Consider the following 21118-nt stretch of genomic DNA (forward strand, 5'->3'; position numbering starts at 1 on the left):
CCACCTGCGGGAACCCTCCCGGGCCGGGCCCCTCGCGGGGCGTGCGGAGAACCGGCTGCATTCATCGGAACCTACGGATTTGTCGGCTCTCTCCTCTACCGTTGGGCGGCATGGAAGATCAGCTCCCCGGCGAGGACGATCTGGTGATCCCGGACGCGTGGCGGCGTTCGCTGCACGCGCGGCGCGGCGGCGCGCCCGGTCCCAAGATCAAGGTGAACGGATCGGCGGCGCGCGCCGTCCGGGACTTCGTGGAAGGCGGCCGCGGGGTGGTGGAGGCGCTGCTGGAGGGCGGCGCGGGCGAACCCGAGCTGGCCGAGGCGGCGCGGCGGCACCTGGACGGGCAGGCCGATCCGGCCGGGGCGGCGGCGGTCGCGGCCGCCGCCTCGATGGGCGTGGGCGGCCACCAGCAGGACAAGGTGTACCGGGCGTACGTCGACGCGTGGGTCGGTGAGCACGGGCTCGCGTTCGCGGCGTGCGCGCTGGTCGAGCTGAGCCGCATGAAGGCCACCCGGAAGGGCGGCGGCAACTGGCTCGGAACGTGGGTCGGCGTCGACCGCATCACCGACGAGTACGCGTTCAGGATCCCGGAGCAGGAGGCGCGGCGCGTCCGCGGGCTGCTGGCCGTCGCGTCCGAGGCCGACTACGCCGGCGCGGTCGAGCGGCTCGCGGAGTACAGGTCCGGATGGTGCGCGGGCTGGCTGGTGTCCTACCTCGTCCCGACCCGCGAGGACTGGGTCGAGGAGTGCTGCGCCGCCCCGCCCCCGCAGGTGCGCCGCCACGACCTCCTGGGGGTGGTCATGCCGGCGCTGGGCAAGCCGGAGCAGCTCGCGGCGGCGTACCCGGCGCGCGGCCTGTTCTACGGCCACGCGAACCGGGCCCTGCTCGCCAGCATGGCCGACGGCATCGGTCCCGGCGTCCTGCCCTTCCTGCTCGCCCAGGCGGACGGCCTCTCCCTGGAGTCCGACGACCGCAAGCGCATCTACGAGACGGTCGCGATCCTGCCGACGGACGAGGCATTCCAGGCGCTGCTCGACCGGATCGACCACAAGCACGTCCGGGCCGCCCTCGGGGAGGCCGCGCGCCGGTTCCCGATGCGGGCGCTGCGGCTGCTGGCCCGCGCGGACGCCGGCGACCTGCTCGCCTCCCACATCGAGGCCAACCCCGAACTGGTCGCCGCGGCGCTGCCCGACCTGCCGGCGGAGGTCGCCGCCGCCGTCCGGCGCGTCGCCGCCTCGTCCGCCCGCGTTCCGGACGCGGCGCCGGGCGAGCTGCCCGCCGTGCTCGTCGACCCGCCGTGGCTGACCCCGCGGCGCCCCGTGCTGCAGGGCCTCGCCGTCCCGGAGCCGCGACTCGCGTGGCGGGACGGCGAGCGGCAGAAGTGGCTCCAGTGGGACCCGAAGACCGAGAGGCCGGAGGACCCCGACTGGGAGGCGCTGGTCGAGGCCTACACGTCCGCGGGCCACGACTCCGGCAACGTGCAGCTGATGGTGTACGGGCCGGAGGAGCTGATCCGTCCCCTCATGCCGCGCTGGAAGGGCTACGGCGTCCGGTGGGCCCACGTGTGGATGCGGCCGCTCGCGGCCCGCTACGAACTGGACGCCCTGCCTTCGGCGATCCGGACGGCCAAGGCGTTTCCCGACTACTGCTGCGAGCCGCTGATGCCGTACCTGGACGGCGGCGTGGCGACGTTCATGGCGGGAGGGCTCGTCAAGCGCGGCGCGCTCCTCGTCCCCGCCCGCCAGTGGTTCGGCCGCCACGGGCTCGACGCGGTGCCCCTGCTGGTCCCGGCGGCGCTCAGCGACAAGCCCAAGGACTGGCGGAGCGCCGAGACCGCCCTGCGGTACGTGCGTGACCTGCGCGGCCTCGACGGCGTGGTGGCCGCGGCCCGCGACGCGCACGGCGAGGAGGCCGCCGAGGCGCTCCGGGCCCTGCTGTCCACCCCGCCGGTCGAGACGGGCCTCGACAAGGCTCCCGTCATCGGCGCATGGATGGATCCGACCCCGCTCCCGCAGGTGCTGCTGCGGGGACGCGACCGCGCCCTGCCCCGGGAGGCGGTCGGTCACCTGGTCGGGATGCTCGCCCTCCCGACCTCGTACAGGGTCGAGGAGCTGGCGGAGGCGGTCGCGCCGGGCACCCTCGCGGAGTTCGGGTGGGCGCTGTTCCGGCAGTGGCTCGACGCCGGCAAGCCCTCCAAGGACGCGTGGGCCCTGCGGCAGCTCGGCCGCACCGGCGACGACGACACCGTCCGGCTCCTCACCCCCGTCATCCGGGCGTGGCCGGGGGAGGGCGGGCACAAGAACGCCGTACACGGCCTGGACGTGCTCGCCGAGATCGGCACCGACGTGGCGCTGACGCATCTGCACGGCATCGCCCAGAAGGTGAAGTTCAAGGGACTCCAGGCGGAGGCGCAGGAGCGGATCCGGCAGGTCGCGGAGCGGCTCGACCTCACCACCGACCAGCTCGCCGACCGGCTCGTCCCCGACTTCGGCCTCGACGACGAGGGGGGCATGACCCTCGACTACGGGCCCCGCCGCTTCCTCGTCCGGTTCGACGAGCAGCTCAAGCCGTTCGTCGCCGACGAGGACGGCAGGCGGCGCAAGTCCCTCCCCAAGCCCGGCGCCCAGGACGACCCCGAGCTCGCGCCCGCCGCCTTCAAGGCGTTCGCCGGGCTCAAGAAGGACGTCCGCGCCGTCGCCGCCGACCAGCTCCGCACGCTGGAGCGGGCGATGGTGGCGCGGCGCCGCTGGACGCCCGCCGAGTTCGGCGAGTACATCGTCCGGCACCCGCTCGTCTGGCACATCGCCCGCCGCCTGGTCTGGCTGGCGGAGGACGGCCGCACCGCCGCCGCGTTCCGCATCGCAGAGGACCGGACGCTCGCCGACGCCGGCGACGACGCGTTCGCCCTGCCCGAATCGGCCCGCGTCGGCATCGCCCACCCGCTGGACCTCGGGGAGGCGGTGAAGGCGTGGTCGGAGGTCTTCGCCGACTACGAGATCGTGCAGCCGTTCCCGCAGCTCGCCCGACCCGTCCACGCGCTGACCGAGCAGGAGCGCGGCAGCGGCCGGCTGGAGCGGTTCGAGGGCCTGAAGGTGCCCTTCGGCAAGGTCCTCGGCCTGGTCAAACTGGGCTGGGACCGCGGTGTACCGCTCGACGCGGGCGTCGAGCGGTGGATCTACCGGCGCGTCGCCGACGACCGGTACGCCGTCATCCAACTCGATCCCGGCATCGCGGTCGGCGCCGTCGACGCCACCGGCGACCACCAGGTCCTCGACGTCGTGTGGTTCGCGCAGGAGCCCACCGACTTCCGGATCAGAGTGGGCACCCCGCTGAGGTTCGGCGAGCTGCACCCCGTCACGGCGTCCGAGATCCTGTCCGACCTGACCACCCTCGCCGAGGCGGCCGAGAAGTGAAGGACACGACCAAGAGCGAGACCCCGCCCGGCCACCAGCGGCCCCCGGCGGAGGTCCGGTTCGCCGGCGAGCTGGAGAGGCTCCGCGAGAGCGACACCGGGCCGAGGCCGCCCGGCTGGGCGCTCGGCCTGACGGCCGCGCGGCGGTTCATCGTCGGGGACGAGGCGCTCGGCGTCCGCCGCAAGTTCGTCGGCGACACCGCCCTCATCGACCGGGCCCTGGTCACCCTCGCCACCAGCCGGGGGCTGATGCTCGTCGGCGAGCCCGGGACGGCGAAGTCGCTGCTGTCGGAGCTGATCGCGGCCGCGGTCGGCGGCACCTCCACGCTGACGATCCAGGGCGGCGCGGCCACCACCGAGGACCAGATCAAGTACTCGTGGAACTACGCGCTGCTGGTGTCGGAGGGGCCGTCCAGGCGCTCCCTCGTCCCGGCGCCGCTGCTCACCGGGATGGCTGAGGGCAGGGTGGTCCGGTTCGAGGAGATCACCCGCTGCCCGCTGGAGGTGCAGGACTCGCTGCTGTCGCCGCTGTCCGACCGCGTCCTGGCGATCCCGGAGCTGTCCCGCGCGGCCTCCGGCGGCGCGGCGCCGCCCTCCCACGGGGGGCAGAGCGCGGACGCGATGGTGTTCGCCCGCGACGGGTTCAACATCATCGCGACCGCCAACACCCGCGACCGCGGCGTCAACGAGATGAGCGCCGCGCTCAAGCGGCGGTTCAACTTCGAGACGGTGTTCCCGATCGCCGACTTCGCGACCGAGCTTGACCTGGTCGAGCAGGAGGCCGGGCGGCTGCTGGAGCACAGCGGCGTCGAGGTCGCGCCGCGCCGGGACGTCCTCGAGGTGCTCGTCACCGTGTTCCGGGAGCTGCGCGACGCCACCACCGAGGAGGGCCGGTCGATGGACCGCCTGTCGGCGGTGATGAGCACCGCCGAGGCGGTGTCGGTCGCCCACCAGGTCGGCGTGCGCGGCTGGTTCCTGCGCGGCGAGGCGGGCGGCGCCGCCGACATCGTCGAGAGCCTCGCCGGCACCGCGGCCAAGGACAACCCCGAGGACCTGGCCCGGCTGCGCCGCTACCTGGAGCAGCAGGCTCCCCGCCGCGACGGGGAGCAGTGGAAGGCGCTGCACGCCGCCCGGCACCTGCTGCCCGGCTGATGGCCGCCACGTTCGTCGGCGTCCGGCACCACAGCCCCGCCTGCGCCCGGCTCGTCCGGGAGACGATCAGGCGGCTGCGGCCCGCGTACGTGCTGGTGGAGGGGCCCGCCGACTTCGGGGACCGGATCGGCGAGCTGCTCCTCGGGCACGAGCCGCCCGTCGCGGTCTTCAGCCACTACCGGGACGACGAGCGCGTGCACGCCTCCTGGTCGCCGTTCTGCGCCTACTCCCCGGAATGGGTCGCGCTGGAGGAGGGCCGGGCCGCCGGGGCGGAGCTGCGGTTCATCGACCTGCCCGCCTGGCACCCGGCGTTCGCCGGCCGCAGCAACCGCTACGCCGACGCCGAGCGCCGCTACGCCGAGGTGACCGCGCGGCTGTGCCGGGAGTTCGCCGTCGACAACACCGACATCCTCTGGGACCACCTGTTCGAGATCGACGCCGAGGGGGCGGGGGAGCGGCTCGGCGCGTACTTCGCCCTCCTGCGGGGCGAGGCGGAGGCCGGGGAGGACGACACCGCCCGCGAGTCCTACATGGCGGAGTGGGTGCGGGCCGCCGAGGCCGACGCCGGAGACCGCCCCGTCGTCGTGGTGACCGGCGGCTTCCACAAGCCGGCCCTCGAAGTCCTCGCCGCGTCCGGCGGCACGGCGTGGCCGAGCGTGCCGGAGCCGCCCGGCGACGCCACCGGCGGCAGCTTCCTCGTCCCGTACTCGTTCCGGCGCCTCGACGCGTTCACCGGCTACCAGTCGGGCATGCCGTCGCCCGAGTACTACCAGCGGCTCTGGGAGGACGGCCCCGACGCGGCCGCCGGGGCGCTGGTGGAGACGGTCGTGGCCCGGCTGCGCAAGCGGGGGCAGGTCGTGTCGACCGCCGACCTGATCGCCGCCCGCACCCTCACCGGCGGCCTCACCCGCCTGCGCGGCCACCCCGCGCCGGCCCGCACCGACCTGCTCGACGGCCTGGTGGCCGCGCTGGTGAACGACGACCTCGACCAGCGGCTCCCGTGGACCTCCCGCGGCGTGCTCGCGCCGGGGGCGCACCCGGCCGTCGCCGAGATGGTCGACGCGCTGAGCGGCGACCGGACCGGGCGCCTGCACCCGGACACCCCCGCCCCGCCGCTCGTCGGCCACGTGACCGCCGAGTTGAGGCGCCTCGGGATCGACCGCGACGGCCCGGTCGCGCTGAAGCTGGCGACCCCCCGCGGCCTGGAGCGCAGCCGGGTGCTGCACCGCCTGCGCGTTCTGCGGATCCCGTTCGCCGACCGCGACTCGGGCCCCGACTCGGGCGCCGACCCGGTGCTGGAGGAGCGCTGGACCGTGGACGCCTCCGACCGCGACGGGCGCCGCCACGCCGCGCTCATCGAGGCGGGCGCCTACGGGCCGACGCTGGCCGGTGCCGCGGCGGCCGCCCTGGACGAGCGGATGAACGCCGCGGGCGCCGACATGGAGCGCCTCGCGGGCGTGCTGTTCGACGCGGCGCTGTGCGGCTGCGCGGACCAGTCCGGCCGGATCGCCGAGTCCATCTCCGCCGGGATCGCGGGCTCCTCCGACATGGCCGCGCTCGGCGCCGCGCTCGGATCCGTCCTCGGGCTGTGGCGCCACGACCGCGTCCTCGGCACGGCCGGCAGCCCCCTGTTCGGCACGGTCATCGAGGAGTGCGCCGACCGGATCCTGTGGCTGGCCGAGGGCGTGCGCGGCGGTCCCGCGCCCGCCGACCTGCGCCGGCTCCGCGCGCTCGCCGCCGTCCGCGACGCGCTGCTGCACGCCTCCGGCGCGCTGCGCCTCGACCGGGACGCGGCGCTCGGCGTCGCGCGCCGCGTCGCCGCCGGATCCGGCGCGCCGCCCGACCTGCGCGGCGCCGCGTTCGGGCTCGCCCGCGTCCTCGGCGACGCCTCCGACGCGGCCCGGGCGCTGCGCGGCGCCGCCGTCCCGGCGACGTTCGGCGACTGGCTCGCCGGCCTGTTCGCGCTGGCCAGGCAGGAGGTGCTCGACCCGGGCGCCGCCCTCCTCGGCGTCCTGGACGAGCTGGTCGCCGGGCTGAGCGAGGACGACTTCCTCGTCGCGCTGCCCGCGCTGCGGCAGGCGTTCGAGTTCTTCCCGCCCCGCGAGCGCGCGGCCATCGCCCAGGGGCTCCTGGACCGCCGCGACCTGCGCGGCTCCGCCCGCGCGCTGCTCCGCGCGCCGGCCTCGCCGGTGCTCACCGCCGAGGCCCTCGCCCTGGACGCCCGCGTGGACCGGGCGCTCGCGGCGGCGGGCCTCGCCGCGGACGCGGAGGACCCGCCCACCGCACCGCCCAGCGAGGAGGCATCGTGATCCCGCCCGACCTGGAACGATGGCGGCTCGTCCTCGGCTCGCCCGCCGAGTCGTGCACGGGCGCGCTCGACGGCGAGGCCGCCGAACGGGACGCGGCCCTCGGCTGGCTGTACGGGCGCGACCCCGACCTCGCCAGGCGCGGCGTGCGGCGCGGCTCCGGCGCGGGCGGCGGCGCCGACGCCGACCGGCAGGGCGACGACCGCACCGGCGGGACGGGGCCGTCCCAGCTCACCACCGTCGACTGGCTCGACGCCGTGCACCGGCTCTTCCCCAGGGAGACGATCGAGCGGCTCGAACGCGACGCCGTCGAGCGGTACGAGATCCACGAGATCGTCACCGACCCGGCCGTGCTGGAGCGCGTCGCGCCGGACGAGGCGCTGCTGCGCGCCGTCCTGCGGACCAAGCACCTGATGAACCCCGAGGTCCTCGCGCTGGCCCGCAGGATCGTGGAGGCCGTCGTCCGGCAGCTGATGGAGCGGCTGGTCACCGAGGTCCGGCAGGCGTTCCACGGCACCCGCTCGCGGCGGCCGAGCCGGGTGAAGAACTCCCGCAACTTCGACTTCCACGGCACCGTCCGCGCCAACCTCGCCCACTACCGGCCGGACGAGCGCCGCCTCTACATCGAGAACCCGCGGTTCGTGTCGCGGACGAGGCGGCACGTCGAGCAGTGGCAGATGATCCTGCTCGTCGACCAGTCCGGCTCCATGCTCGGGTCGGTCGTGCACGCCGCCGTCACCGCCGCGTGCCTGTGGGGGCTGCCCGGCCTGAAGACGCACCTCGTCGCGTTCGACACCTCCGTCGTCGACCTGACCTCCGACGTGACCGACCCGGCCGAGCTGCTGATGAAGGTGCAGCTCGGCGGCGGCACCGACATCGCGCGGGCCGTGGCCTACGGGGCCGGCCTGGTGGAGAACCCGCGCCGGTCGATCGTCGCGGTCATCACCGACTTCTACGAGGGCGGGAACGAGCACCGGCTCGTCGAGGAGGTGCGGCGGCTCGTCCAGCAGGGCACGCAGGTGCTCGGCCTGGCGGCGCTCGACGAGGAGGCCAACCCCTCCTACGACCGGAGGACGGCGCAGCGCCTCGCCGACGAGGGCGCCCACGTCGGCGCGATGACGCCGGGGCAGCTCGCCGGGTTCGTCGCGGAACGGATCGGCCGATGACGCGCGCCGACCTGCTCGCGCTGACCCCGGACGCGCTCGCCGCCCTCGCCAACCGCGGCCTGGTCAAGCGCGCCGCCAAGGACCTGGACGCCGGCGGCGGCCCCGAGATCACCGTCGCCCCGGACGGCGGGATCGACGGCGCCTTCCCCGACGGCACCATGACGTCCCTGCCCGCCGGGGCGGGCCTGGAGGCCGCGCGCTGCTCGTGCGCGGCGACCGGGACGTGCCGGCATCGGATCTGCCTCGTCCTGGCCTATCAGCGGACCGCCGCCGGGCCGGAGGCCACCGGGGCCCCGGAGCCGGCGGCCGGCTGGTCTCCGGGAGCCTTCGACGACGACGCGCTCGCCCGCGTCCTCGGGCGGCGGGCCCTCACCGCCGCCCGCCGAAGCCTCCGCGCCGGGTACTCGGCGAAGATCCGCCGCCCCACCGCGCAGGACCCGGTGGCGCAGGTGGAGCTGCCGGCCTGCACGGTCCGGTTCCTGGTGCGGGGCGAACTCGGCTACGTCCACACCGACGCGGTGGCGGCGGTGCGCGGCGAGGTCACCGTGCTCGCCGTCTGGGCGTTCCGCGCCGCCGACGAGCGCGGCCTGGCGGGCGAGGAGGTCCGGCTGGACGTCGGCGGTTCGGCCAAGGCCGGCGGGGACGGCCTCGACGCCGCGCTCGACCTCGCCGACCAGGTGCTCCTGGAGGGCGCGGCGCACGCCGGGCCCGTCCTCGCGACCGCGCTCGGACGCACCGCCGCCGACCTCGGGGCGGCCGGCCTGCACTGGCCCGCCGCCGCGCTCGCCGACCTGGCCGCGCAGCTGGCCGCCCACCACGACCGCCGCGCCGACCACGACCCGGCGCGCGTCGCCGAGCTGCTCGCCGAGGTCCACGCCCGGCACCGCGCCGCGCGCGGCGGCGCCGCCCGCTCCCAGGTGCTCGGCACGGAGGAGGCCGCGGACACGCCGCTGCGCCGCGTCCGCCTCGCCGCCCTCGGCTGCCGCGTCGGCGGCACGGGCGCGGCCCGCACCGCCGACGTCTACCTCGCGCACACCGGCACCGGCATCGTCCTGGTGCTGAAACGGCGCTGGGACGTCCCGGACGGCGACGGGCTCACCGGCGCCGATCTCGCCGGGCGCCGCGTCCTCGGGTCGCCGCTGCGGTCCCTCGCCGCCGCGAACGTCGTGTCCGAGAGCGCCTCGCGCAGCGCCGGGCGGGTCGTCCGGGTCGCCGCCGGGCGGATCGCCAGGACGACGGTCACCCCGCTCGGCGACGCCTGGGAGGGCCTGCCCGCCGCGCTGCTCGTGCGCGACCTGGCCGCCGCGGGGCGGGCCCTGGACGCGCTGCCGCCCCGCCTCGTGCGGCCCCGCGTGGAGGCCGAGCTGGTCCGCGTCGTCGAGATCGCCGAGGTCCGCGAGATCGGCTACCACCCCGGGGCGCAGCGGCTGGAGGCCGTGGTCGCCGACGCGGCGGGCACCGCCGCCGTCGTCCGCGCCGACTACAGCCCGCACCGCCCCGCCGCGCTGGACGCCCTGTCCGGGGCGCTCACGGCGGGGGCCCGGTTCGTCTCGGGCGCCGTCCGCAGAGACCGCGGCGGCCTCGTCATCGACCCGCTCGCCGTGCTGACCGAGGACGGCCCCGTCGTCCCCGACCTGGCCCCCGGCGACGGCACCGCCGCCCTCGGGGCGCCGCCCGCGGCCGCGCCCGATCCGCTGGCCCGGGCACTGGACGAGGCGCTCGCCGCCTGCGCCGAGGCGGCCCACCGCGGCCTGCTGCGTCCGCCGTCCGGGACGCGGGAGCGCCTCGCCCGCGCGGGCGAGGCGCTGGAGCGCGCCGGCCTCCGCACGTCCGCCGGGACGCTCGCCGCCCTCACCGCCGCGCTCGCGGCCGACGACCCGCAGGGCATGACCCGCGCCTGGGCCACCGCCCACATCCGGCTGGTCACGGCGGCCGAACTGCGCTGACGCGCCGCTACGCGCGGCAGGTGAGCGGGCGGCCCCCGTTGAGGGCGACCATGTCGTTCAGGGCGGCGACCAGGTCGATCGGCGCGCCGGGCGCGTGCCCGTCCAGCTCGGCGTAGGCGCGGTGGAGGTTGCCCGCCAGGCGCTCGGGGTCGGTCAGCTCCGCGTACGGGCCGAGGTCGGCCTCGCGGGCGGCCTCCAGCGGCGACAGCCCGGCCGGCTTGGCCTCGGCGGCCGTCGCCTGGACGAAGCGCGCGTAGCCGAGCACCCGGTCGACGAGTTCGGGACCGGCGACGGGTCCGTGCCCGGGGACGATGGTCTCCGCGCCCAGCGGCGCGACGACCTCCTCCAGCACCCGGACCGCGCCCGCGACCGACCCCTGCATCAGGAACGGGGTGCCGCCGTTGAACAGCAGGTCGCCGCAGAACAGCACGCGCCGCTCCGGGATCCACACGATGGAGTCGTTGGTGGTGTGCGCGGGCGTCCCGACGTGCCGGACCTCGCAGCGCAGGTCGTCCACCCACAGCGTCACGCCGTCGGTGTAGGTGAGGAACGGCGGCTCGATCTCGACGTCGCCCCACTCGACCTTCGTCCAGAACGGCTCGTCGAACGGCATGCCCCAGCTGAGCGCGCCCTCCCGCGTGCCCTCGTGGCCGACCACGGTCGCGCCGGAGAACAGGTAGTTGCCGAAGGTGTGGTCGCCGTGGTGGTGGGTGTTGACCAGCGTCCGGACGGGACGGTCGGTGACCGACCGGATCGACTCCAGGTACGCGCGGGTGCGGCGCTCGGTCGAGCAGGAGTCGACGCTCGTCACCCCCCGCGCGCCCGTGAGGAAGCCGGTGTTGTTGATCCACCAGGTGCCGTCGGGCTGGACGTAGGCGAAGATCCCGTCGGAGACCTCCTCCAGCCGCGGGCGGCCCGGTCCCTCGCGTTCGGGTGCGTCGCTCATGGGTGTGGAAGTGTAACCGGCATCGGAAGCGCGACCGCGGCGACGGGAGGGCCGCGGCCCTCCCGGCGGTCGGCCGCGGTCAGTACTCCGCCAGGCTCGTCAGCAGGTGCGGGCGCGGCGAGACCTCCCGGGCGGACGGCTCCCGCGACCCGGCGGAGCGCAGCACCTCCCCGGCGCCGAGCACGGCCGCGTCGCCGGTGTCGTCCCCGACCCGCGCGCCCAGGCCCGTCCGGTCCTGGATCAGCCGCTCCAGGCCGGGCAGCCGGGCGCAGCCGCCGGTGAGCGTGATGCCGACGCCGAGCAGGTCGCCGGAGATCTCGGGCGAGCAGCCGGCGAGCCCGGCGCCGATCGCGTCCACGATCCGCGCCACCGGAGCGGAGATCGCGCGGGCGACGTCCACGGTGGTGAGGACGACGCCGCGCGGCATGCCCGTCGCGATGTCGCGCCCGTGCACGACGGTCTGCCGCACCGGGCGGCGGCCGAGCGGCGGCACCGCGCCGACCTCCAGCTTGGCCGCCTCCGCCGCCGGCAGCGACACCGCGATGCCGTGCTCCTGGCGGACGAGCGCCGCGATGGCGCGGTCCAGCGCCGACCCGCCGACGTGCGCGGTGTGCGAGGTGACCAGGCCGCCGAACGCGATGACGCCCACGTCGGTGACGTCCGCGCCGATGTCGGCGATCACCGTGATGTCGGGCCGCGCGCAGGAGGTCATGCCCATCCCGATGGCGGCGGCGATCGGCGTCGGCACGAGCGTGAGCCGCCGCGCGCCCGCCTGGTAGGCGGAGAACTGCAGCGCCCGGTAGTGGACGGAGGTCAGCCCGCTCGGCACCGTGACGACCAGGCGCGGTCGCGCCGTGTAGTGGCGCCGGTGGTGGCGACGCACCAGGTGCCGCATCAGGTACTCGGCCTCGTCGGTCTCGGTCGGCGCGCCCTCGCGGATGGGCCGCACGAGGGTGACCTCGGGGTTGCGTCCGGCCATCTCCCGCGCGGGGGCGCCGAGGGCGAGGATGCGCCCGGTGTCCCGGGAGCGCGCGAGCAGCGACGGTTCGCGGCACACGACGCCGCGGCCCTTCACATGCATCCGCACGGTCGAGCTGCCCAGGTCGATAGCGGTGTCCCGGCCCGCGAAGTCCCACATCGCGCCCTCCCAATCGCCCTGTTCGTCGCAAGAGTCCAGATGATTCCCGTGCTACCTGCGGCGATGCCCACGCCCGGGTAAGCGAATCGCAACGACCTGGCGATCCAGGATCCGAAATGTCGGGAACGCGGAGCGCGGTGCGGCGCCCGCCCGGGACGCAATCCCGGGCGGGCGCCAAAAGATCATGTGGGGACGGTCCCGGGCCGCGCGCCCCGCCGCGCCGTCCACCCGCGGCGGGCCCGGACGGCGCCCGCCGCGCGGCACGCCCCGTACAGCAGGAACGAGACCGTGGTGACGTACGGGCTGATCGGGATGCTGGACCCGATCGACAGCAGGATCCCGCCCAGCACCGACACCGTCGCGAGCGCGGCGCTCAGCAGCGGCGCCAGCACCGGCGACGCGGTGACCCGCACCGCGGCCGCGGCCGGGGTGCAGATCAGCGCGAGCACCAGCAGCGCGCCGACGACCTGCACGGACACCGCCACCGCCAGGCCGAGCACCAGCATGAACGCCGGGGACAGCACCCGCACGGGAACGCCCCGGGCCGCCGCCACGTCCGGGTCCAGGCTGGCGAACGCCAGCGGGCGCCACATGACGGCGAGGCAGGCCAGCACCACCGCCGACGTCGCGAGCAGCCACGACAGCCGCGGCGTGTCGATCGCGACGATCTGCCCGGTGAGGATGCCGAACTTGTTGGCCGACCGCCCCTGGTAGAGCGACAGGAACAGCACGCCGAGCCCGAGCCCGAACGGCATCAGCACGCCGATCGCCGACCCGCGGTCGCGCGCCTTCGCGCCGAGCACCCCGATCAGCGCGGCGGCCGCCAGCGCCCCCGCGATCGAGCCGCCCGCCACGCTCGCCCCGGCCAGCAGGGCGGCCGCCGCTCCGGCGAACGACAGCTCGCTGATGCCGTGCACGGCGAACGCGAGGTCGCGCATGACGACGAACGTCCCGGCGAGCCCGCCGACCAGCCCGAGCACGGCCCCCGCGACGAGTGAGTTGCGCACCAGCCCGAGCAGCGCCCCGTAGTCCTGGAAGTTGAAGATCTCGTGCCATGCCTCCTGCCAGCTCATGCGGTCTCCTGGCGGGAAGTTTGCGCGCCGCGGCCGGCGCCCATGTCCAGGATCCGGTCGGCGAAGGGGACGACCGGGTCGATGTCGTGCGTGACGAACACGACGGCGGTGCCGTGGTCGCGGCGGTGCCGGTCCACCAGACCGGCGACGACCCGCTGGTGCTCGGCGTCCAGGGAGGCCAGGGGCTCGTCGCACAGCAGGACGCGCGGGCCGGTGGCGAGGGCCTGCGCGACCCGGACGCGCTGCAGCTCGCCGCCCGAGAGGAGCGCGACCGGGACGTCGGCGAACGCGGCGGCGCCCACGTCGGCGAGGAGGGCGTCGACCCGGCGGCGCGCGTCCCTGCGCGGCCGCCCGGGGCCCCAGCGGTGCCCGTCGATTCCGAGGCGCACGAGGTCGCGGGCGCGCAGCGGGGTGTGCGGCGGGACGGCCCGGTGCTGCGGGACGTAGCCGACGGCGCCGCTGCCCCGCCGGGGGCGGCGCCCGTCCACCTCGACCGTTCCGGACGACAGCCGCTGGAGCCCGAGCAGCACCCTGAGCAGGCTGGTCTTCCCCGACCCGTTGGAGCCGACGACGGCGAGGAACTCGCCGGGCCGCACGTCCAGGTCCAGCCCGCGCCACAGGGTCCGCTCGCCGTAGGACAGGGCCGCGCCGCGCATGGCGATCACGACAGCGCCTTGTGGAGCGCGGCGATGGAGCCGTCCATCCAGGCGACGTAGTCCCGCCCGGCGGGGAGGGTCTCGGTGACCGGCACCACCGGCACGCCCGCCTCGGCCGCCGCCTTCCTGACCCTGTCGGTCTGCGGTCCGCTCGTCTGCACGTTCACGACCAGCGCCCGCACCTTCCCGCCGTCGAGCAGCGCCAGCGTGTCGCGCATCGCGCGCGGCGGGACGTCGTCCCCTTCCTCGACCGCCTCGGCGAACTCCTCCGGGGTCCGGTCGACCAGCCCGGCCGCCTCCAGCAGGTAGACGGGGACGGGCTCGGTGACGGCCACGCCGTCCCCCGAGTGCGCGGCCCTGACCGCCGCGACCTTCTCCTCCAGCGCCTTCAGCCGCGTCTTGAAGGAGGCGGCGTTCGACGCGTACGTCCGCGCGTTCCCGGGGTCGGCCCCGGCGAGCGCGGCGGAGATCCGGTCGGCCAGCAGGGCGACGGAGGGCAGGTCGTACCAGACGTGCTCGTTCAGCTCCTCGCCCTTCGGGGCGGTCTTCCCGGAGATCTGGACGGCGTTGAGCACCCGGGCCTTCGACCCGGAGCCCCGGAGCAGCGTCTCCATGAAGTCGTCGTAGCCGCCGCCGTTCTCGATGACCACCCCGGCCCTGGACAGCGCGAGCCGCGTGCGCGTGCCCGCCTCGAAGGAGTGCGGGTCCTGCGCGGGGTCGCTGATGAACGAGGTCACCTTCACCCTGTCGCCGCCGATCTGCCGCGCGATGTCCCCGTACACGTTGGTCGAGGCCACGACCGAGACCGCCTCTCCGGCCCCGGCGCCGGAGGACGACCCGCAGGCGGCGGCTCCGAGCGCCGCGAGGGTGAGGGCGGCGCCGGCGCCGAGGACGCGGGTGCGCTGAGCAGACATCATGGAAGCTCCTGAAAATGAAAACGATTTTCAGTGGCAACTTAACATGAATCGTCCCCCTTGGTCCGGTCCGCTTGCCGCTTCGGCAACCCCCCGCACGCGAAAGGCCGCCGTCCCGGTCCCGGGTCGGCGGCCTTCGAGGCGGTCGCTCTAGCGCTTGCGGAGGACTCCGCCGTACTCGTAGATGCCGCGGTCCAGCTTGGAGGCGCCCTCGTACTGCTCCAGCTCCGGCGGGACGGGGGCGAGCGGCGGCTGCACGTCCAGCGGGCGCCAGTCGACCAGGTTGCACAGGCCCGGCTCGACGGGCTCGAAGTCCGACAGCAGCGCGTCGATCTCGGCGGGCGTCCGCGTCTGCCACGGGATCCCGGCGCCGCGCACCTGCTCGTTCATCTGCGCGCTGCGCGCCGGGTCGTCGCAGGCGACCTGGGAGAAGGTGAGGTGGCTGCCCGGCGCGGCCCGGTCCATGATCGCGTGCAGGACGCGGCGGGGGTCGTCGGCGTCGGGAAGGTGGTGGCCGACCGACAGGAACAGCGTCGCGACCGGCTCGCCGAAGTCGATCAGCCGTTCGACCTCCGCGTCGGCCAGGATGGCCTCCTGGTCGCGCATGTCGCCCTGGATGACCGTGGTCGAGGAGTCGCCGGCCAGCAGCGCCCGCCCGTGCGCGAGGACGATCGGGTCGATGTCGACGTAGACGACGCGCGCGTCCGGCGTGAACTCGCGGGCGACCTGGTGCACGTTCGCGTCGGTCGGCAGGCCGCAGCCCATGTCGATGAACTGGCGGATCCCGGCCTCGGCGGCCAGGTACCGCACGGCGCGGTACAGGAACAGGCGGTTCTGCCGGGTGATGTCGAGCCCGGCGGGGTGGTGTTCGAGCTGCCCCCGGATGAACTGCCGGTCGACCTCGTAGTTGTCCTTGCCGCCGAGCAGCCAGCCGTAGGCGCGGGCGGACGTCGGGACGTCGTGGGGGATGTCCGCCAGGGACGGCCTGTCTTGATCGTTCACAGGGGGAACGGTACCCCGCCGCGGCCCGGCGCGGGGGCTTGCCGCCACCCCGGCCCGCGGCGGCGGGCCGAGCGTGACGCGCGCCCCGGCGTCGTGCGCCGCGCGCACGACGCCGGAGCGGCGGAAAGGGGCTAGGGAGAGACGTACTTCGCCCACGGCTCCAGGCCGGGGTCGTCCCAGGAGGGTCTGGGGTGCGCCACGGCTCTCGGCCGGGGCTCAGGCTTTGACTCGTTCGACGGTCTGTCGCTTCGCGGAGCCTGTGCCGCGGAATCGTCCGGCTTCGCGGGGTGGCCGCCGGGTGGCGCGGCCTTCTTCGCCGGGATGTGTCCGGGGGCGGTGATCGGGGGATTGTCGGATTTCTTCGAATGTGTGCTACTTCGTGGCGGAATCTGGGGGGTCCGCTCGCTATCAGGGGGCTGTGCGGACCGCTTCTCCGCGCTCATCCGGTCTATCTTGTCCACGAGCTCCCGCACGGACGGCGACCACTCCCGATAGGCGGGGGCGCCGGGCCGCACCGCGCCCGCGAACTGCCTCTTGCGCGCCGCCCCGAACTTGTCGATGCGGATCCTGCTGCCCGAATTGGGCGCGTGCAGGAATCGGCCGTGCCCCACGTACATGCCGACATGGCTGCGGCCGTGGAAGAAGATGAGGTCCCCGGGTTTGAGATCGCCCATCTGCACCTTCCGGTTCACCTGGCGGTACTGCGCGTAGGTGACCCGGGGGATCTTGACGCCCGCCCGGCGCCACGCGGCCATCATGAGACCGGAGCAGTCGTAGCCGCCGGGCCCGTCCGCGCCCCACCGGTACGGCTTGCCGAGCTGCTTGCGGGCGAAGCGCAGCGCCTTCTTGGCGCGCTTGCGCTGGACGGTCTCCTTCGTCCGGTACTTGTCGTACGCCTGGACCCTCTCCAGGGTGGCCGCGTCGAGGTGCAGGCTCTTCAGCACCGTCGGGTTGAGCGCGGCGAAGGCCGTGGAACCCAGCGGGACCGTCAGCGCGAGCCCGGTCACCGTCGCCGTGACGGCCGTTCGGAGCATGCCCCGTTTTCGGTCGGCCCCCCGGCCGCGGCCGCTATGGCCGGGGATCGCTCCGCTTGCGCTTGCGCTTCCGGTCTCCTGCGAGTGGCGTGCGGTGGACATTCCTCTGCTCTCCTGTTTCCGTTCGGGAATCGGCAGGTGATCATCATCCCGCCGAAGGATCGGATACCCGTTGATCGGCACGGAATTGTGAGAGCGGCCCGATTTTACGTGATCATGGTGCGGAATTGGATGCGGGCTTCAGTGTCTTTGATCAGGCGGTCAGATGGGCGAGCGATTTCAGCGGAACGGCGAGCCAGGCCGGCCTGTTCCGCGCCTCGTAGCGCACCTCGTAGACGGCCTTCTCGAATTCGAACGCGCGGATGAGCACCGAGTGGGCGGCCGGATCCGGCCCGCCTCCCGCCGCGTAGCCGCGGCAGAACGCGGCGCGGTTCCGCGCCGCCCAGGCGTGCGCCCGGGTCTCCAGCCGCGGCCCCGACTCGCGCGGCACCGCGCCCGCCTTGGTGATGAGGAACCGCGCGGCGTACTCGAACGAGCGGAGCATCCCGGCGACGTCGCGCAGCGGGTGCGCGAGGGCCCGGCGCTCGCTCTGCGTCCGCGCCGGCTCGCCCTCGAAGTCCAGCACCGTCCACCCGGACTCGGTGCGCAGGACCTGGCCGAGGTGGTAGTCGCCGTGCACGCGCTGGACGGGCAGCGGCTCCGCTCGCGCCGCCAGGTCCAGGAACGCCTCGGTGAGCGCCTTGGCGTGCGGCGCGAGACCGGGCACCGCCCGGCAGGTGCCGGTCAGCTCGGCGTTCATCCGCGCGGCCATCGCGCGGACCTCCGCGGGCGGGACGACCGTCACCCCGAACGCGTCGGCGAGCGCCCGGTGCACCTGCGCGGTGGCCGTGCCGAGCCGTTCGGCCTCGGCGGCGAAGTCGCCGCCGGCGGCGCTCGCGTCCAGTTCCGCCCACTCGTCGCCGCCGGGCGGGGGCGTGTGCGCGAACCAGTCGCGGACGCTGGCGATCGCGAGGCTCCACCCGTCCACGCCGGTGTGCAGGTAGTCCGACAGGAGCGCGAGCGTCACCGGCTCCCCGCCGGCCCCCGCCCCGCGCCCCGGTTCCAGCTCGATCCAGCCGAGGACCGCCGGGACGTGCGCGCAGCCGCCGCGGGTCAGCGCGAGGTTGACCTCCAGGTCGAGGTTGACGCCGGGGGACAGGCGGCGGAACAGCTTGCAGATGTACTCGTCGCCGAACAGTAACGAGGTGTTGCTCTGCTCCGCGGTCATGGGCAGGCTCGCCAGGTCCGTCCGGATGCGGGAGCCGCCGGCGTGGTGGAACCGCAGCGGGCCCACGGACGCCCCGCTCTCCAGGTCCTCCAGCAGTACCCGGGTCAGCTCCGGATCGTGCGCGGCGTCGTACAGGCGGGCCTTCGCGGAACGGTCGCCGCAGGGCCCGCCGATCTCGACGTGCCGGAGCCGGTCGGGCAGGTCGCGGCGGACGCCGAGGAGGAGCTGGTAGTGGTCGGTGGTGCCGTCCTGGTGGACGTCGAGGATGAGGTGGTGCAGGGCGGGGTCGCCGGGGTGGAGTTCGGTGGCGGTGCCGATGGCGAGGTCGTGGATGGGGCCGTCCTTGCCGCCGAACCACCGTTGCCGGGGCAGCCAGTCGGCGAGGTCCCGGACGAGGTCCGGCTCTGGAGGAAGCACGGTCAGACGGTCCTTCCCGCGCGGGTGCCCGGCCCCGCGTCCGCGCCCGTCCCGGGAACGCCGTCCTCAGGAGGGACCAGCTGGAACCAGTAGAAGCCGTGCCCGGGAAGGGTCAGCAGGTAGGGCAGTTCGCCGATGGCGGGGAACTGGACGCCGCCCATGCACTCGACGGGGGAGTAGCCCTCGAAGCGCCGCAGGTCCAGCTCGACCGGCTGCGGGAACCGCGACAGGTTGCTGACGCACAGGACCGTGTCCATCTCGTCCCACGGGCTCTCGTCCTCGGTGATCTCGCGGGTGAAGGCCAGGACGGAGGGGTTGGAGGCGGACAGTTCGACGTAGGAGCCGACGCCGAAGACGGGGTGGCGCTGGCGGATCTCGATCATCTTGCGGGTCCAGTGGAGCAGGGATCCGGGGTTGTTGGCCTGGGCTTCGACGTTGACGGCCTGGTAGCCGTAGATGGGGTCCATGATGACCGGGAGGTACAGGCGGGCGGGGTCGCAGGTGGAGAATCCGGCGTTGCGGTCGGGTGTCCATTGCATGGGGGTGCGGACGGCGTCGCGGTCGCCGAGCCAGATGTTGTCGCCCATGCCGATCTCGTCGCCGTAGTACAGGACGGGGGAGCCGGGGAGGGAGAGCAGGAGTGCGGTGAACAGTTCGAGTTGGTTGCGGTCGTTGTCCAGGAGGGGGGCCAGGCGGCGGCGGATGCCGATGTTGGCTTTCATGCGGGGGTCTTTGGCGTATTCGGTGTACATGTAGTCGCGTTCTTCGTCGGTGACCATCTCCAGGGTGAGTTCGTCGTGGTTGCGCAGGAAGATGCCCCATTGGCAGTTGTCGGGGATCTTGGGGGTCTGGGCCATGATCTCGGAGATGGGGTAGCGCTGCTCGCGGCGGACGGCCATGAAGATGCGGGGCATGACGGGGAAGTGGAAGGCCATGTGGCATTCGTCGCCGCCGGCGGCGGGGTCGCCGAAGTACTCCACGACGTCGGCGGGCCATTGGTTGGCTTCGGCGAGCAGGACGCGGTCGGGGTAGAGGCGGTCGACTTCGGCGCGGACGCGTTTGAGGTAGGCGTGGGTTTCGGGGAGGTTCTCGCAGTTGGTGCCTTCGCGGGCGTACAGGTAGGGGACGGCGTCCAGGCGGAATCCGTCGATGCCCAGGTCGAGCCAGAATCGCAGGTTCTCCAGCATGGCGTCCTGGACGTTGGGGTTGTCGTAGTTGAGGTCGGGCTGGTGGGTGAAGAAGCGGTGCCAGTAGTACTGGCCGCGGACGGTGTCGTAGGTCCAGTTGGAGGACTCGGTGTCGACGAAGATGATGCGGGCGTCGGGGTAGCCGGTGTCGTCGTCGGCCCACATGTAGAAGTCCCCGAAGGGCCCGTCGGGGTCGGTGCGGGAGGCCTGGAACCAGGGGTGCTGGTCGGAGGTGTGGTTCATCACCAGATCCGCGACCACCCGGATCCCCCGCGCGTGCGCCTGCTCGATCAACTCGACGAAGTCCCCGAGTTCCCCGAAGTCGGGGAGGATGCTGGTGTAGTTCGCGATGTCGTAGCCGCCGTCTTTCAGCGGTGACTGGTAGATGGGCAGGAGCCACAGGCAGTCCACGCCGAGCCATTGCAGGTGGTCCAGCTTGGAGATCAGCCCCCGCAGGTCCCCGTACCCGTCGTCGTTGGAATCGGCGAACCCCCGGACCGACACCTCGTAGAACACCGCCGTCTTGAACCAGTCCGGGGTGCGCGGGGTGTCCTCGTCGAACGGGTCCGGGATGGGGCCGGCGGCCGGTCCCACGGCCGGCCGGGGGGCGTCCTCCGGGGGGACGGCGCCGGCGTCCGGCGCGGTGAACCCGTCGCCGCCCCGGTCCCGTCGGGTGCTGCGGGTGAAGTTCTTCGGCTGGCCGTCCATGGGTCACCCCGGGTGTGTTGGAGACATCTAGATCAGCAATTCCCTCCGGCCCGTCCAGGTGTATGCGCGACAGGCAACCATCCGTAAAAGGTTCCGTACGGTCCGTGACCGTGGGGCCGGTTTCGGGACCCGGCGGCGCCGCGCCGCCGCGCGGAGGCGTCCATGACCGGGGTAGATCGCGCCGGTCCGCGGGCCGTCCCCGCGGGCGGCCGCCCGCCGGGAAGGTCATCGCCCGGTCGCGGCCGGGCAGCGCGCGGAAAAGCAGCGCAAAAGGACGGCGATTCCCGGCCCGTCGAGTGGCGCCGGACGCCGCGAATACTTGCCGCGCGACGGTTGTGTCATGTCCGTGTTTTTAGATTCGTCGCTTTTTTTGTCGCAACCCTCGGGTAGGTCATTTCCAACCTCAGAACCCGTCAGGTCGGCGGGTTCTGCTCAGTTCGGACGGAATCGCGTCCGTCCAGAAGCGATCGGAGGGACAGTGGAGCGCTGGGAGAAGTCGCCATCGGTCGTACCGACGCGGGATGACCTCGTGGCACGGCTGCGCGTCCGCTTCGCCGACATTCCGGTGGAGCGCGTGCGGCGCTGCGTGGACGACCTGTGGTGCTGCTGCGCCCATCTGGGGGTGCGGCCCGAGGAACGGACCATCGAGCGCCTCGCGGCGTCCCGGCTCACGGGCGTCGTGCGGGGCGGCCGCCCGCCCTACCCGGACGAGCGGCCGGGGTCCAGACCGCCCGGCCACCTGACCGCCCCGCCCCGGCCCGCCCGCGCGGCGGCCCGAACTCCGATCGGGATGTGAC

15 protein-coding genes are annotated in these 21118 nt (G+C 74.4%); 6 read left to right on the forward strand and 9 right to left on the reverse strand.

All coding sequences use genetic code 11. From position 1 onward, the window contains the following. The first annotated feature begins 110 nt into the window (after positions 1–110). Genes ACQEU6_RS45560 through ACQEU6_RS45580 form a run of 5 tightly spaced genes read left to right on the forward strand, consistent with a single transcriptional unit; the run spans position 111 to position 9979 of the window. Positions 111–3410 (forward strand): DUF4132 domain-containing protein, encoded by a 3300-nt coding sequence (locus ACQEU6_RS45560; protein WP_499340026.1) that lies wholly within the window; start codon positions 111–113, stop codon positions 3408–3410. Then, positions 3407–4561, forward strand: coding sequence for an ATP-binding protein (locus ACQEU6_RS45565; protein WP_499340027.1), 1155 nt, complete (start codon positions 3407–3409; stop codon positions 4559–4561). Before ACQEU6_RS45560 ends, ACQEU6_RS45565 begins: the two co-directional genes overlap by 4 nt. After that, the gene (locus ACQEU6_RS45570) at positions 4561–6870 is read left to right on the forward strand and encodes a DUF5682 family protein (protein WP_499340028.1); all 2310 of its coding nucleotides are present in this window, start codon (positions 4561–4563) and stop codon (positions 6868–6870) included. Before ACQEU6_RS45565 ends, ACQEU6_RS45570 begins: the two co-directional genes overlap by 1 nt. Next, the gene (locus ACQEU6_RS45575; RefSeq protein ID WP_499340029.1) at positions 6867–8033 is read left to right on the forward strand and encodes a VWA domain-containing protein; all 1167 of its coding nucleotides are present in this window, start codon (positions 6867–6869) and stop codon (positions 8031–8033) included. The genes ACQEU6_RS45570 and ACQEU6_RS45575 overlap by 4 nt, the downstream gene beginning before the upstream one ends. Next, positions 8030–9979 (forward strand): YehQ family protein, encoded by a 1950-nt coding sequence (locus tag ACQEU6_RS45580; protein ID WP_499340030.1) that lies wholly within the window; start codon positions 8030–8032, stop codon positions 9977–9979. Before ACQEU6_RS45575 ends, ACQEU6_RS45580 begins: the two co-directional genes overlap by 4 nt. A gap of 7 nt (positions 9980–9986) precedes the next feature. Here the strand turns inward: ACQEU6_RS45580 and ACQEU6_RS45585 are convergent, their stop codons facing one another. The 9 genes from ACQEU6_RS45585 to treS form a co-directional block, all read right to left on the reverse strand. Beyond that, positions 9987–10925 carry an MBL fold metallo-hydrolase gene (locus ACQEU6_RS45585; RefSeq protein ID WP_499340031.1) on the reverse strand — a complete coding sequence of 313 codons (939 nt, stop codon included), beginning with the start codon at positions 10923–10925 and terminating at the stop codon, positions 9987–9989. A gap of 79 nt (positions 10926–11004) precedes the next feature. Further along, on the reverse strand, positions 11005–12063 hold the full coding sequence (locus ACQEU6_RS45590; RefSeq protein WP_499340032.1) for a rod shape-determining protein: 1059 nt from the start codon (positions 12061–12063) through the stop codon (positions 11005–11007). Positions 12064–12245: 182 nt separating this feature from the next. Then, positions 12246–13136 (reverse strand): metal ABC transporter permease, encoded by an 891-nt coding sequence (locus tag ACQEU6_RS45595; protein ID WP_499340033.1) that lies wholly within the window; start codon positions 13134–13136, stop codon positions 12246–12248. Next, positions 13133–13792, reverse strand: coding sequence for a metal ABC transporter ATP-binding protein (locus ACQEU6_RS45600; protein ID WP_499340567.1), 660 nt, complete (start codon positions 13790–13792; stop codon positions 13133–13135). The genes ACQEU6_RS45595 and ACQEU6_RS45600 overlap by 4 nt, the downstream gene beginning before the upstream one ends. Positions 13793–13797: 5 nt before the next feature. After that, positions 13798–14709 (reverse strand): metal ABC transporter solute-binding protein, Zn/Mn family, encoded by a 912-nt coding sequence (locus tag ACQEU6_RS45605; protein WP_499340034.1) that lies wholly within the window; start codon positions 14707–14709, stop codon positions 13798–13800. A 147-nt stretch (positions 14710–14856) separates the two neighbouring features. Further along, positions 14857–15708, reverse strand: a complete 852-nt coding sequence (locus ACQEU6_RS45610) for an SAM-dependent methyltransferase (RefSeq protein ID WP_499340035.1) — start codon at positions 15706–15708, stop codon at positions 14857–14859. 131 nt (positions 15709–15839) lie between these two features. Further along, complete coding sequence (locus tag ACQEU6_RS45615) at positions 15840–16742, reverse strand: C40 family peptidase (protein WP_499340036.1); 903 nt, start codon at positions 16740–16742, stop codon at positions 15840–15842. Positions 16743–16995: 253 nt separating this feature from the next. Continuing rightward, on the reverse strand, positions 16996–18426 hold the full coding sequence (locus ACQEU6_RS45620) for a maltokinase N-terminal cap-like domain-containing protein (RefSeq protein ID WP_499340037.1): 1431 nt from the start codon (positions 18424–18426) through the stop codon (positions 16996–16998). A 2-nt stretch (positions 18427–18428) separates the two neighbouring features. Beyond that, on the reverse strand, positions 18429–20321 hold the full coding sequence (gene treS, locus ACQEU6_RS45625) for a maltose alpha-D-glucosyltransferase (protein ID WP_499340038.1): 1893 nt from the start codon (positions 20319–20321) through the stop codon (positions 18429–18431). Between the two features lie 529 nt (positions 20322–20850). Between treS and ACQEU6_RS45630 the strand changes: the two genes are divergently transcribed. Next, on the forward strand, positions 20851–21117 hold the full coding sequence (locus tag ACQEU6_RS45630; protein WP_143227064.1) for a hypothetical protein: 267 nt from the start codon (positions 20851–20853) through the stop codon (positions 21115–21117). Position 21118 lies beyond the last annotated feature (1 nt).

Source organism: Spirillospora sp. CA-108201 (genome assembly GCF_050936235.1).
Classification (GTDB): Bacteria; Actinomycetota; Actinomycetes; order Streptosporangiales; family Streptosporangiaceae; genus Spirillospora.